This is a genomic window from Clostridioides sp. ES-S-0054-01 (assembly GCA_021561035.1).
Taxonomy (GTDB): domain Bacteria; phylum Bacillota; class Clostridia; order Peptostreptococcales; family Peptostreptococcaceae; genus Clostridioides.
The window spans coordinates 1,559,181-1,573,621 of the sequence record CP067346.1 but is presented as its reverse complement, the minus strand read 5'-3'; the positions used below and the strand labels follow the sequence as shown (position 1 = coordinate 1,573,621).

Below are 14,441 nucleotides of genomic sequence, written 5' to 3'. Positions count from 1 at the left end.
ATTTGTAAACTACTTAGACTATCTTTTTATCCCTTTAGTCATATAAGCATACACTGGTAATCCGATAACCGTTATTATAAGACCTCCTATAGATATCATAGTAGTTTTCATACCTGCAAAACATAATTGATTAACTACAACAAATATACCACTTGCTATAGCTATTATTGGAACAATCGGATATAATGGTACTTTATACTCTCTTGGTATATCTGGATGAGTCTTTCTAAGTTTCATTACTCCTATAAATGTTAATACATAGAATATCCAAGTAGCAAATACAGCTAAGTCAGTTAATAAATTAAATTGACCCGATAAAGCATATATAGATGCAATAACAGATACTAATGTTATAGCGTTTGCTGGAACTTGAGCAGAATTTAATTTAGAAAATATACTATATTTTGGTAAAGTCTTATCTGTAGCTAAAGTATATGCCACCCTTGAACCAGTTAGTAAAAATCCATTTAATGCTCCGAACACTGAAATTAATATACCTACGGATATTATTTTTCCACCTATTGAACCAAATATAACTTCAGCAACTGCTGATGCAGGAGAAGCATAATTTGCTAATTCATTAGCTGGTAATACCCAAAGATATGCTAAGTTTATTATAAAATAAACAGCCATAACAACTGATAATCCACCTATTATAGCTTTTGGAAGGTCTTTTCCAGGATTCTTCATTTCTCCAGCTAAAGTCCCAACATTCATCCATCCATCAAATGCAAATAATATAGCAATTAAAACTTGACCTAATACACTCCCTAGACTTAATCCTTCACCAACTATAGGTGTAAGTATTGGATTATCTCCACCACCTTTAATAAATCCAACAATCATTATTAAAATAAGTGGTATTAATTTACAAATTGTAGAAACTGTCTGTATAACTCCTCCAGTTTTTGAACCTAGCATATTAAGCCCTGCAACTATTACTATAATTCCAATTGCTATTGGAAGTAACAGTGATGGACTACCAATTAGCGCTGATGCTTGTTCTCCAAATATAACACCTAATGCTGCCACCATCCCAGGATAGAATAATACAGTTTGCATCCATCCAGTTAAAAAACCTAATTTTTCTCCATAAATTTCTTTTATATATACCATCATTCCACCAGTCTTTGGTATCGCAACTGATACCTCTGCAGCTGTAAGACCAGCTGTTATAGTTATCATTCCAGCTATTAACCACGCCAATATACCAAGACCTGGAGCTCCTCCAGTTAATGTATAGACTGCTTGTGGTTTAAAAAACACACCAGCTCCTATAACGGAACCAACAACAGTTGATAATGCTGCTGATACGCCAAGAGTCTTTTTTAGTTCATTACTTCCCATTTTTTCCTCCTACTTAATCCTATTTAATTTTAATTTCATAGTTAAATAATCACATATTATGCCAATATTATAGAAAAACAGTTTTATTATCTATTAAAATAAACTATACTCAACTTTTGTAATCTTTTACTTTTATTCTAGTTCAAAATATTTTAAAAAATTATAAATCCAAATGTAATAATATTTCGTAAAAGTAAATATATTTTTTATACTGTATAATATATATTGTATATTTATAACACTAAAAATACATTATAACTATTAAGTTGAAATCATTCTAAATTTTTTGCAATAAAATTTCACTATTTTTCAAAAACATTTTGACTTCTTTCTGTAACTTTCTATTCTTAATGTCTTTTACATAATAGTATGATTTTTGCTTGTTTTATAGTCTATTTTATAGTAATAAATAATTTGACAATTTATTATAACCCAATTTAAACCAGAAATCAAAACTAATATTTTATTTTTTATTTAAAAATGAAATATTATGTTTGAAAACTCCTTTTATATGTTGAAATATAAATATATTTTTTAATAAAACCCACGATTTTCATTCATATTTTTAATATAAAAATTATTTTCATATTATTATCCTTAAATATAATTAGATAATTATATTTTTTCTAAAATAAATAATGTACTACAATTATTTTATTAATAAATTATATATATAGTTAATTTTAGCAAGTAATTTAAATATTATTCTATAAATCGAAAATATAAAATAAGAAAATATACCACTTTTTATTAAAAGCGGTATATTTTCTTATTTTCCATCAATCTATCTTATTCTATTTTCTTCTTTTAAGTAATTCTTTTTTTATTTCATCAATTTCAACATCTTTTTCTATCATTAAAACCAATGTATGATATACTAAATCGCTAATTTCATAAATGAGTTCACTTTTATCTGTATTCTTTGATGCTATAATTACCTCACTGCTCTCTTCACCTATTTTTTTAAGAATCTTATCTATACCTTTTTCAAAAAGATAATTAGTGTAAGAACCTTCAACCGGATTACTTTTTCTTTCATTAATTAAATCATATAATTCTTTCAATATATTTTTTTGTACTTCAAACTCCATTTTAGCAGTATCATCAAATAAATCTCTATAAAAACAAGAATAATTTCCTGTATGACAAGCTACACCAGTTTGTTCAACAAAAAGTAGTATAGTATCTACATCACAATCATAAGACATCTTAACCACTTTTTGAGTATTACCAGACGTCTCACCTTTAACCCAAAGTTCTTGTCTACTTCTACTAAAATAGCAAGCCACTTTATCTTTTAAGGTTCTCCTTATAGCATCTTTATTCATATATGCTAACATCAGTACATCTTTACTCACTACCTCTTGAACAACAACAGGAACTAACCCTTTATCATCAAATTTTACACTTCTTATAAATTCTTCTACTTCATCACTGTATACATTGTTACATTTATTATCCATCTTTCTAATCTCCTTTTAGGTATTTAACTTATAATCTTACTTCTACACCCATGCTTTTTAAATATTTCTTTAAATCATTTATTTTTATCTCACCAAAATGAAAAACAGATGCTGCTAAAATTCCATCTACATCAGACTTTTTAACTGCCTCATAAAAATCTTCCATTTTTCCAGCACCTCCAGATGCTATGACAGGTACATTTACTAAAGAAGTTATTTTTGATAATAATTCTATATCGTATCCATTTTTCATTCCATCTTCATCCATGCTATTTACAACAATTTCTCCTGCCCCAAGTTCTACGCCTTTAACAGCCCACTCAATTGCATCCAGATTAGTCTTTTCTCTTCCACCTTTGATATATACACTCCATGAACCCTCTTCATTTTTCTTTGCATCTATCGATAAAACAACACATTGTGCTCCAAATTTTAATGAAGCTTCTCTTATTAATTCAGGATTTTTAACTGCTGATGAATTTATAGAAACTTTATCAGCACCTTTTCTTAAAATATCAGTAAAATCTTCTAATTTATTCACTCCTCCACCAACACAAAATGGTATATTTATATTTTCTGCAACTTTTGTCACAAATTCTAAGGATGTCTTTCTCTCTTCATTTGATGCAGTTATATCATAGAATACAAGTTCATCTGCGCCACAATCACTATAAAATTTTCCAAGTACTTCTGGACTGTCAACATCTACTATATCTTTGAATTTTTTTCCTTTTACAACTCTTCCATTTCTTACATCTAGACAAGGTATTATTCTTCTAGTAAGCATAATCGTTGTGCCTCCTTAAAATCTATCTTTTTATCATAAAGTGCCTTACCTATTATTGCACCATATAAGTTCATATCTTTCAGTCTTTTTACATCCTCTATAGAAGTTACTCCTCCAGAAGCAATAACATTTAATGACGTTTCCTTTGCTATTTTTTCATATATATCAAAATTTGGACCTTGCAACATCCCATCTTTTGATATATCTGTATAAACAATAGTTTGCACACCTATCTTTTCAAGTTGTTTACATAATGTTAAGGAGTCTACATTACTTAAAACTTCCCAACCTCTAACTGCTACCTTTCCATCTTTAGCATCTATAGAAACTACAATTTTATTTTTATATTCATTGACCAATTCTTCAACCAAATTTAAATTTTCAATAGCTATACTACCTAATATCACTCTAGTAACACCAGCATTTATTAAACTTTTGACTTTTTCCTTATCTCTAACTCCACCACCAACTTGAATAGGTATATCTATATTGTTTGCTATATCCTCAATTATTTTGGTATTTACACCAAATTCACTTCTAGCTCCATTTAAATCTACTATATGTATGTATTCTGCTCCTTCATTTTTCCATTTATATGCTACTTCTAATGGATTATCATAATATACATTTACTTTGTCAAACTCTCCTTGAGTGAGTCTTATACATTTATTATCTTTTATATCTATTGCTGGAAATATTATCATTTTATCATCTCCCCATATGCTCTTAATATATTTAAACCTACTTCTCCACTTTTTTCAGGATGAAATTGTATACCATATACATTACCTTTTCTAACAATAGCAGGAATTTTCTTTTCATACTCTGAAAATGCAATTAGTTCGTCATTTGATGAATTTGCATAATATGAGTGAACAAAGTATACATAGTCATCTTCGTTTATATACTTAAGTATATCATCATTTGCCTTACTAAATTTTAGATTATTCCATCCCATATGTGGCACTTTTAAACTTATATCCAGTTTATCAATACTTCCTTTTATAAGCCCTAATCCTTCATATTCTCCATACTCATAACTTTTTTCATAAAGCAACTGCATTCCTAAACATATACCTATCATAAATTTCCCCTTAGAAACATGTTGTTTTATTATCGTTATCAAGCCTAGTTTATCTAAGGCACTTATAGAATCTCTAAAAGCTCCAACTCCTGGAAGTATAAGTGAATCAGCATTCTTTATCTCATTTATATCACTAGAAATTTTAGTTTCTATTCCAGCTTTTCTGAAACCTCTAGACACAGAATCTATATTTCCAAGACCATAGTCTACTATTATATTCATTCTACAAAACCCCCTTTGAAGATACTATCTCATTAGAAACTATTTCACTACCTTCTTTTAAAGCTCTTGCAAATGCTTTAAAGATACTTTCTATCTTATGATGGTCATTTTCTCCATATAAAAGATTAATATGTAGTGTTACTCTAGATTCATTTACAAAAGCTCTGAAAAATTCTTTAAAACATTGAGTACTCATACTACCAATCATTTGAGTATCAAATTTAGCGTTAAATACAAGATATGGTCTATTGCTTATATCTATTGCTACCATTGATAGAGATTCATCCATAGGTATATAGATATTAGAATATCTTCTTATTCCTTTTTTATCACCTAGAGCATTTTTAAATGCTTCACCTATAGCTATACCTATATCTTCCACACTATGGTGGTCATCTACATATGTATCCCCTTTACAAAGCACTTTTAAATCGAACTTGCCATGAAATGCCATTAAAGTAAGCATATGGTCTAAAAATCCTATTCCAGTATCTATTTCAGATTTACCAGAGCCATCAACATTTAGTTCCACTGAAATCTGTGTTTCAAGAGTATTTCTTTCTATCCTCCAAATTCTCATACCTATTTCTCCTTTTCCAAAATGTCTCTTATAGCATCTATAAATATATCATTTTCTTCTTTATCGCCAATTGTAACTCTATAATAATTTTCTAACTTTCCACCAAATTTTCTTATTAAAACTCCTCTATCAATAAGTTTTTGTGATAAATTTTCGATTTCAGAATAAAATAATATAAAATTTGCTTGTGATTTATATGCCCTAATTCCTATACTAAGCATTTCTTTATATAAAACTTCTCTTTCCTCTTTTACTTCCTTTATATAATCCTTTACTATATCTTTATTTCTAAGTGCTCTTGTAGCAATAAAATCTGATAATGAATTTAAATTATATGGAGGTCTTACCTTTTCAACAGAATTTATTAAACTACTATTAGATAACATATATCCTGTTCTTATTCCAGCCAATCCAAATGCCTTTGACAAAGTTCTAAGAACTATTAGATTTTCATATTTAAAAACGTCACTCAACATGCTTTCTTCACCAAAATCCATATATGCTTCATCCAAAACTACTAGGCTATCAGTTGAATCTAAAAGCTTTATTATATCGTCCTTCTTTAGTATTGTTCCAGTTGGATTATTAGGATTGCATACAATTACTATCTTTGGATTATTTTCCTTCACTTTTTCAATTACATTATCTATATTTATAACTAAATTTTCATCACTTTCAACACCTATAAATTTAGAACCATTTATTTGACTATATATAGAATACATACTAAAACTTGGAGAGAAACTCAATATTACTTCATCTTTATCTACAAAAGTATGTATTATTAAATCAATTATCTCACTTGAACCGTTTCCTACTAGAAGGTTTTTCTTACTTACTCCAGAAATACTTATGTAATCTATTATAGATTCTTTTAAATCACTATAAGAATCTTCAGGATATAAATTTAAATCTATATCACTATCTGAAATCTCTTTAATAAGATACTTAAACAACTTCCTACTTCCTTCGTTTGCATCAAGTTTTACTTTACAGTTTACGTGATTTGGTTCATACCCCTTTAACTCTCTTATACTTTCTTTTTCTCTCAATTTAAACCCCTCCTTATAAATCTCAGTTGTATTTTAGTTATCGAGTCCTTCAAATAAACGAATTATATTTTGAATTTGTTCATATTTAAATCTATAACTAGCTCTATTTGATATAATTCTAGCACTTATATTGCATATATCTTCTAATATTTCAAGACCATTTGCTTTAAGTGTATTGCCAGTCTCAACAATATCTACAATTACATCTGATAGTCCTACTATTGGAGCCAGTTCTACAGAACCATTTAATTTTATTATTTCAATTTTTTGACCCTTCTCTTTAAAATACTTTTTTGCTATATTGGGATACTTTGTTGCCACTTTTAGATACTCATCTTCTCTATATATGCTATCTCCTTTTAATCCTGCTACAGCAAATTTACACTTACCAAAACCTAAATCATATATTTCATATACATCTGTCTCATTCTCTAAAATAGTATCTTTACCTGCTATACCAAGGTCAGCGACTCCTTTTTCAACGTATGTAACTACATCTGATGGTTTGACATGTATATATATGATTTTATTTTCTTCATCTTTAAAGATTAGTTTTCTTGTATCTATGTCTATACTATCTCCCAAACCCATTTTTTTTAATTTTTTAAATGATTCTCCTTCAATTCTTCCTTTTGCCAGTGCTATAGTCAAATAATCCAAAATAATCGCTCCTTTTCAATCTTATTTATATACATACTTCATTAGTTCATCAACACTTAATGTAAATCCAATAGCCGGAATTTCTTTTCCATATTCTTTAGTTAAAGAATCATATCTTCCACCACTAAGAATTTCTTTATATGAATTTGGGTAGTATCCTCTAAACATAATACCTTCATAATAGTCAAGCATTGTAACCATTGATAAATCGAATCTAGCCTTATCCAAAAAATTACATTCCTCAATTAAATTATTCACTTGCTTTAATTCTTCAAGAGCTTGCTTCATCTTATTATTACAATAGAATTTTTTTGATTTTTCAATAACGTTGTATAAATTTCCTTGTAAACTTAAAATATTTGAGAATAATTCTTTTACTTCACTCTTAATTTTTAGCTCTTCAATATATACTTTTAATTCATGAGTGTTCTTCGTATATAGTAAATTTTTAATTTGATTTTCACAATTCTTATTTAAATTTAATTCCTCTAACAAACCATGAATATACTTACTACTTCCAACCTCTAAGATAAAATTATTATTGTATTTTTCAAGTATCTTAAGAGCTAATTTTACTACTTCTCTATCTGCTTCTACAGAAGATTCTCCTAGATACTCGCAACCTATTTGTCTTATTTCTTTTATTCCAACAGTATTTTTATTTTTATATATTGACGAATTATAAAAAAGCTTAAGCTTTAAACCATCTTCCCATCTTGGTACAAGGCTTTTTATTATACTTGTAGTTATGTCAGCTCTAAGTACCATTACTTTTCCATTTACAACCTTTACCATAGATTCTTCTGGAATTTTATTGTTTATAGTTGTAAATTCATCGTATTCTTCAAACAATTGTGGCTCTATTTGAAAATATTCTTCATCTAAAAAAAGTTTATCTATTTCTTTTTTTAATTTATATCTTTTTTTAGAATAAATAACTTCATCTTCAATCCTCAAAAACTTCATCTTCTCACCCTCTTCATTAAAATTACTCTTACATTTGTAAATTTAAAACAATAAAAAACCATATAGGCTTTATACCTATATGGCTATAATTTTCTCTTAAAATTACTTCCCATCATAGATACAAGACCAATTACACTAAAAACAGGGCTTGTGTCTATGAATTAATTTCATATTACAATCCCTTTAATCTATGATGATGGTGATGATTTAATTTTGTATTTAATTTTGCTATATTTAATCTCACCATGATAATTTCCTCCCAAATAATTTTTATTAATATTCTAAATTTACAGTATTTTTATTACCATTAATAATAATATACTTTTCAAAAATTGGCAATAGTTATTTAGAAAATTGAATAAAATATTTTATATGTAACTTTTGTTTATACAGTTAAAAATTTAATCCTCACTTAAATTGGAAATTTTATGTATAAAAAATGAAATTTCGGGAAAAATTGTAATAATTTAAAAAAACTTATTAAAATATAGTATAATAAGTATATCTTAATGTAAAGGGATGATTTTATGTATAAATATGATGACTATGTGAATTTAACAAATGATTTAGATTTACCTGTAGAAATTAGAAATAAATGTGTCAGAATTGTTAGTGTTTCAGAGAATTTAGAGGATATAATTATAGTACATAAATTCAAACTATATGTAGTAAATGAAAAGTACATTAAAGGAGTCATGGAATAGACATTTTGAATGGACTATTTTTATCAAAAATTTATTATAAATAGAATTTAATATTTATAATAATAATAAGGAAACTGTCTTATTATAGAAGATATAATCTATATAAGACAGTTTCATTTTATTCATTGTAGAATTTTAGTATCAATTAATCAAATCTTTTAAAACTATAAAACATACAATAAAACTGCTAAAAAGTGAAATAAAGAGCCTATCATAATAAAAATGTGAAATATTTCATGAAATCCAAATTCAGGACTTATATTAGGTTTCTTAATTATATAAATAATCGCACCTATAGAATAAGATGTACCTTCCATAATTAATAATCTAAGACAATCCTTAGGAATTGAATTGAACGCATTTATATCGAAAACAATAGCCCAACCCATAAGTAAATATATACTCGTAGACAACCATCTAGGTGCATCCATCCAAAAGATTTTTATTATTATGCCAATAAAAGCAACTATCCATATTGCTGCAACAAATATTATGCCCTCTTTTTTTTCCATAAAATTCAGACATATTGGTGTGTAAGAGCCAGCAATCAATACATAAATCATTGCATGGTCTACTTTTCTAAAAAATAATTCTTGTTCTGGCGTTCCCTTTAAAAAATGATAATACGAACTTGCACTATATAAAGCAATTAGTGACAGTCCAAATATCGATACAGATACTATCATCAAAAGAGAAGTTTCCTGTAATGATACAGATTGAAAAACTAAAATTATAGTTGCTAAAAGAGATAAACAAGCACCTATAAAATGAGTTAAACTGCTTATTGGGTCTCTACCCTTTAAAAAAAATTGATACATTTCGTCCTCCTACAATTATGTATTTTAAAAATCACATTCATTAATATAGTTTTCATTACTATATTATATATTTAATTATACCACTTTACGTTTTTTTTACAAGTCTTAATATTGTTTTACTTTCTAATTTAGTGTATTATATATATTACGGAGGTAACATATGATGAATAATGAACTTAATACTATAATACTAGAAACACTAAATAATGCAGATATAACCTCAAATGATATTCCCTCTATTGACTTATATATGGATCAAATTATTTCTCTAATTGACAATAAGCTTTCTGCCAATAAAAGATTTGAGAGTGACAAAATTCTTACAAAAACCATGATAAATAATTACAGTAAAGAGGGATTAATCAAACCAATTAAGGGAAAAAAGTATACTAAAGAACAAATTTTACAAATGATAATTATTTATTCGCTGAAAAATACACTTACAATACAAGAAATTAAAAGAATCTTACATGGTGTGTATGAAAAAGACGATTTCAATGAAAAAGACTTAGTTGCATGTTACGAAAAATTCATATTGATAAAAGAAAATCAAAGAAAGAATATACCAAACTTTATAGAGTCTAATTTTGAAAATATCAGTATAAACCCAGAAAATAAAGATGATTTGCTGATAGCCTTACTAAGTCTAACTTCAATGGCTGACCAATTAAAAAATATTTCAGAAAAATTAGTAGATATATATTTTCCTGAGACAGCCAAAAAATAATTTTAATAAAGTAAGACTGAAAATAAATATTAAAATACAATATTACTTAAATCAATTTTTATTGTATAAAATATAATTTTCAGTCTAAATACTAATACTTTCTATTTTCAATTCTTCCAATAATCTTCATTTTAAAGTTCTACAAATTTAATTTTATTCTATTTAAGTTTTGACAATGTGAACAATTTAAATTAACTTGGATTTGTTTATATCCTATGAAAACGGCTTGTTTTAATGTACCAGTGCCATCATCTATCATAACTACATTGTCTTTTATTTCTACACAGAAATTATTTTCTTGATTACACCAATAACAATCATACTTTTCACTACTTTTTTCTTCTCGCATGATTCTCGCCTCCTTCAATATAAGTTTCTACATTAAAAGAGGTTTTTCCTTTATATTTTTGATAAAATATTATAACTAGAACTTCATATCATCTATTATACCATCTATTTTTTCAGACGCTTTTTCTATTGCACTTTGTCTTTCCTCTTCACTAGTTCCAGTTCCATCTACCAATAATTCATCAAATTTTTTAATTCCTATAAACTTCATGATACTTTCCACATAATTTAACCCTTTATTCATAACTGGTTTTAACACCCATGGTATGTGTCCACCCGAAGATTGTATATACACCATACTTCTATCAATATCATTTAAAATTCCTTGTGGTTTATCATTACCTTCAAAGGATATAGTTTTTCCATCTTGAATTATACAGTCTATATATTCTTTAAGTGGTGCTGGAAAAGATAAACTCCACATAGGTGCTGCTATTACATATACACTTGCACTCACAAATTGGTCACAAAGATTTCTAATCTTTGTAAGCTCTTTTCTATCCTTATCATCTAGATTCTTAGCATTTTCTTCACTAACTATGCTGTTTCTCTTTTCAAAGTACTGATATTCAAGTCTTGGTATATGTTCTTTATAAAGGTCTATCTCTTCAACTTCGAAATCCTTGTTTTTTTCCATAAATTTATTTATAAATTTTCTTGCTACAGTTTTACTTGAAGACAAGTCTTCAGGCTTTGAATTTACATTTATATATAATAATTTTTTCTTCATAAGCTCACTCCTAAGATTATTTTATATTATTATTTCACAAATATACCCATTCTATTCTTTTGTTGAATTATAAAATAATTATTATTGTAGAATGTAGACTTATATATTTTGATATACATAATTTCTACTTTTTTATTATTTATACTCTCACCTAAATAAGTAACACTTACATTTTCTATACTTAAAATTAATAAACTTAATAATCCTATGATAATAATCTCTTATTCCACATACTTAATATAATCATCAGTACTACAAAAACTAAGATTAAAATACATAAAAATGAGCTTATTTTTTCTGTCTATGAAAATTTAATTCAATATGATTTAGACACTTAAATTTTGAGTTAATTCAATTGCTTACTAACCACTGTATCTAAGTATCCATCCTTAAGATTTAATACAAAATTAGATATTTTAGAAAATAGTTTAACATCTGTAGCACTATAGTATATATTTTATTTTTTGTAAGCATATTAACTAAAATATAATATATTTATTTTATAAAAAAGTGTGAAGCCTCGTAATTTGTTAATTACTAAACCTCACACTTTTATTATATTTTATATTTAAACTATATACTAAATGCTCGTCCATTATCAATACCACTAAATCCAAAGTAATCTAACACTGTTGCTCCTATATCCGATAACGTACTAAGCTCTCCTATATAACCCGGCACCATATTATTTTTATATATTAAAACTGGCACTTGCTCTCTAGTGTGCTGACTATGTCCTATCAGAGGGTCATTACCATGATCAGCCATTACAATCAGTATATCTTCATCATTCATAAGTTCAATGACTTTGTTAATATTTTTATCTGATATCTTAAGAACCTCTATATACTTATCTACATCTTGTTGATGACCTGCTAAATCAGTTTCTTGAACATTTAGGCAAAAAAATCCTTCTGTATTGCCTCTAAGTTTTTCTATTAATTTCCCAAATACTTGCTCTGTATCAACACCAGGCAAACTTACTCCATAATCATTTTGTACTATGTCCGCGACTTTTCCAAATAGATATACGCCTATATTATTTTTTCCTAGTACTGTTGGCACTTGTGTATTAGAATCTACTCCATACCCTAAATGAACAACACTATATCCTCTGTTATATACGCCACTCTTAGGAGCATCAATTCCTGCATAGATTTTACTTTTTTCTACATATGCATCTAGTATATTCTGTAATGTTATACCTTCTCCTCCAAAAGTGATTACCCTTGAAGTATATACATTATCTCTAACTATTTTTCCAATTTTCTTAACATCTTCAAAACTGATTAAATCAAGCGCAGATGTAACATTATATACTTGTCCAAGATCTGTTTCCAAGTTATCTCCTATAGTTACACACTCATTTACAACTAATATTTTTACACCTTTACCATATTCTCTAACTGAATAACCATGTTTTTTTAATTCCGTTTTGACCTTATCTCTAACAAATGAAAAAGCCTCTTTTAATGGTTTTTTTGGTTTTGATCCCATTATTTCTTGATGACCATAGAACGTATCTGCCCCAAAATGCATTAAATTAGCCTTTCCGAATTTTGCAGTCTTTGAAAATTTCATATTACCAACTTCTATATTAGCAGAATTACATATACCTAACTTCTCAAGTGTAGGTAAATTTACGCTTCTATATCCTATTATATGCTTAAATGTGTTAGACCCTACATCCTTTACTCTAACTTCCTTTGTATCTTTCATCTCTCCAATTCCAAATCCATCTAAAACTATAACAATAAACCTTCCCATATTTAATATAGCTCCTTTTTTCTACCTAAGCTATCATAGATTGCTTCTAATCTAGGCGTATTCTTGCCAATACCACTGACTATCGCTACATCACTTCTTGTAACGAAGATTTGTGTTCTAAAATTCATTATTACAGTAGCCCCAACTTGATGATTTCCTTTTACTTCAAAGTAATAATCTATGTTTTCTGGATTATTATATAACGTTTCTACAATATGTTCATTGTACACATCATCCACTATTAACGCATTTTTCATATGTGACCTTCTATAGTGTCCTCCTCCATAGACATATGCTGTATTTTTAAGATTATGAGATATTTCTGATACATATAACATACATAGCTTTTCTTCTAGATTTTTTACTGAATGTAGTGGTGTACTTCCTGTAAGAGCATGACCTGGCTCACCATGAGTACCTCCATGCTTATCTATTAAGCTCATATTATATACAGATGTTAATGATGGCATATTCATTTGATTTATCTTAATATTAAATTGTGTTTCTATTATCTGTTTTGCCTTTTTAATAGTAGAAATATTATTCGTTTCTATTATACTTTGCTTCTTGCTATCAAATAAAAAACATGGAAATGCAGTAAGACCTTCGATTTCTATATACTCAAGCTTTAATAATTCCACCATAATTTCTTTAATATTATCTATTTTGAATCCACCATACTGTAACGGATATATTGTATCCTCTTCTTCAACAAATCTAATGAGTATTTTTTGTGTTGTGTTCAACTCTTTGCATACATTATTTATTTGTATTGCTTTTTCTAAAGAAAATATAGTTATTACTTCTGGTCTTACATCTTTAATTAATTTCTTTAATATGTATTTTGGAGTTTGTACTAGATGACCTACATGAGAAACTTTTACTCCATTCCTATGCATTATTAATGCTTCTTTTATATCTACTGCTACTACACCTTCATATCCTATCTCTTGCAATTTAGCTGCTATGTATGGGTTTCTTCCTATTTGCTTAGTCATTTGATATAGTTTAATTCCATATTTGCTGGCTTTTTCATATATTTTACTAGCATTTTGTATTAACATATCCATATCTATAACATAAGTATCTGGAAGTATTTTTCCCTCTTTATGTAGCTTTATAGAATAGTCTACAAGATTTTTATTATCCTTTAGTGTCTGTTTTAAGAACATTTTCTTCCCTCTCT

The 14,441-nt window shown here is 27.4% G+C and carries 16 protein-coding genes; 2 read left to right on the top strand and 14 right to left on the bottom strand.

Annotated elements, in window-relative coordinates; genetic code table 11:
• Positions 1-18 precede the first annotated feature (18 nt).
• The 9 genes from JJC02_07580 to JJC02_07540 form a co-directional block, all read right to left on the bottom strand.
• Entirely contained in the window at positions 19-1,347 is a 1,329-nt protein-coding gene (locus tag JJC02_07580) for an amino acid permease (protein ID UDN56019.1), read from the bottom strand.
• A gap of 794 nt (positions 1,348-2,141) precedes the next feature.
• The gene (locus JJC02_07575) at positions 2,142-2,810 is read right to left on the bottom strand and encodes a bifunctional phosphoribosyl-AMP cyclohydrolase/phosphoribosyl-ATP diphosphatase HisIE (protein UDN56018.1); all 669 of its coding nucleotides are present in this window, start codon (positions 2,808-2,810) and stop codon (positions 2,142-2,144) included.
• Between the two features lie 28 nt (positions 2,811-2,838).
• Positions 2,839-3,597: an imidazole glycerol phosphate synthase subunit HisF gene (gene hisF, locus JJC02_07570; protein ID UDN56017.1), complete on the bottom strand. Its 759-nt coding sequence runs from the start codon at positions 3,595-3,597 to the stop codon at positions 2,839-2,841.
• On the bottom strand, positions 3,579-4,301 hold the full coding sequence (gene hisA, locus JJC02_07565) for a 1-(5-phosphoribosyl)-5-[(5-phosphoribosylamino)methylideneamino]imidazole-4-carboxamide isomerase (protein ID UDN56016.1): 723 nt from the start codon (positions 4,299-4,301) through the stop codon (positions 3,579-3,581). Before hisA ends, hisF begins: the two co-directional genes overlap by 19 nt.
• Positions 4,298-4,903 carry an imidazole glycerol phosphate synthase subunit HisH gene (hisH, locus tag JJC02_07560; protein ID UDN56015.1) on the bottom strand — a complete coding sequence of 202 codons (606 nt, stop codon included), beginning with the start codon at positions 4,901-4,903 and terminating at the stop codon, positions 4,298-4,300. Before hisH ends, hisA begins: the two co-directional genes overlap by 4 nt.
• Before the next feature lies 1 nt (position 4,904).
• Complete coding sequence (gene hisB, locus JJC02_07555) at positions 4,905-5,483, bottom strand: imidazoleglycerol-phosphate dehydratase HisB (protein ID UDN56014.1); 579 nt, start codon at positions 5,481-5,483, stop codon at positions 4,905-4,907.
• A 2-nt stretch (positions 5,484-5,485) separates the two neighbouring features.
• Positions 5,486-6,535 carry a histidinol-phosphate transaminase gene (gene hisC, locus JJC02_07550; protein UDN56013.1) on the bottom strand — a complete coding sequence of 350 codons (1,050 nt, stop codon included), beginning with the start codon at positions 6,533-6,535 and terminating at the stop codon, positions 5,486-5,488.
• A 33-nt stretch (positions 6,536-6,568) separates the two neighbouring features.
• Positions 6,569-7,195: an ATP phosphoribosyltransferase gene (locus JJC02_07545; protein ID UDN56012.1), complete on the bottom strand. Its 627-nt coding sequence runs from the start codon at positions 7,193-7,195 to the stop codon at positions 6,569-6,571.
• 21 nt (positions 7,196-7,216) lie between these two features.
• Complete coding sequence (locus JJC02_07540; protein ID UDN56011.1) at positions 7,217-8,161, bottom strand: ATP phosphoribosyltransferase regulatory subunit; 945 nt, start codon at positions 8,159-8,161, stop codon at positions 7,217-7,219.
• 527 nt (positions 8,162-8,688) lie between these two features.
• Here JJC02_07540 and JJC02_07535 point away from each other — a divergent pair.
• Positions 8,689-8,865, top strand: coding sequence for a hypothetical protein (locus JJC02_07535; GenBank protein ID UDN56010.1), 177 nt, complete (start codon positions 8,689-8,691; stop codon positions 8,863-8,865).
• A gap of 164 nt (positions 8,866-9,029) precedes the next feature.
• Here the strand turns inward: JJC02_07535 and JJC02_07530 are convergent, their stop codons facing one another.
• A complete protein-coding gene (locus tag JJC02_07530; protein UDN56009.1) occupies positions 9,030-9,683 on the bottom strand; it encodes a hemolysin III family protein in 654 nt (217 codons plus the stop codon).
• Between the two features lie 160 nt (positions 9,684-9,843).
• On the opposite strand from JJC02_07530, the gene JJC02_07525 reads away from it, so the two are divergent.
• Complete coding sequence (locus JJC02_07525) at positions 9,844-10,410, top strand: DUF1836 domain-containing protein (GenBank protein UDN56008.1); 567 nt, start codon at positions 9,844-9,846, stop codon at positions 10,408-10,410.
• 139 nt (positions 10,411-10,549) lie between these two features.
• Here the strand turns inward: JJC02_07525 and JJC02_07520 are convergent, their stop codons facing one another.
• From JJC02_07520 to JJC02_07505, 4 genes are all read right to left on the bottom strand, one after another.
• A complete protein-coding gene (locus JJC02_07520; protein UDN56007.1) occupies positions 10,550-10,759 on the bottom strand; it encodes a hypothetical protein in 210 nt (69 codons plus the stop codon).
• 75 nt (positions 10,760-10,834) lie between these two features.
• On the bottom strand, positions 10,835-11,488 hold the full coding sequence (locus JJC02_07515) for an NAD(P)H-dependent oxidoreductase (protein ID UDN56006.1): 654 nt from the start codon (positions 11,486-11,488) through the stop codon (positions 10,835-10,837).
• A gap of 573 nt (positions 11,489-12,061) precedes the next feature.
• The gene (locus JJC02_07510; GenBank protein ID UDN56005.1) at positions 12,062-13,255 is read right to left on the bottom strand and encodes a phosphopentomutase; all 1,194 of its coding nucleotides are present in this window, start codon (positions 13,253-13,255) and stop codon (positions 12,062-12,064) included.
• Positions 13,256-13,257: 2 nt separating this feature from the next.
• Positions 13,258-14,427 carry an alanine racemase gene (locus JJC02_07505; protein ID UDN56399.1) on the bottom strand — a complete coding sequence of 390 codons (1,170 nt, stop codon included), beginning with the start codon at positions 14,425-14,427 and terminating at the stop codon, positions 13,258-13,260.
• Between the last annotated feature and the right edge of the window lie 14 nt (positions 14,428-14,441).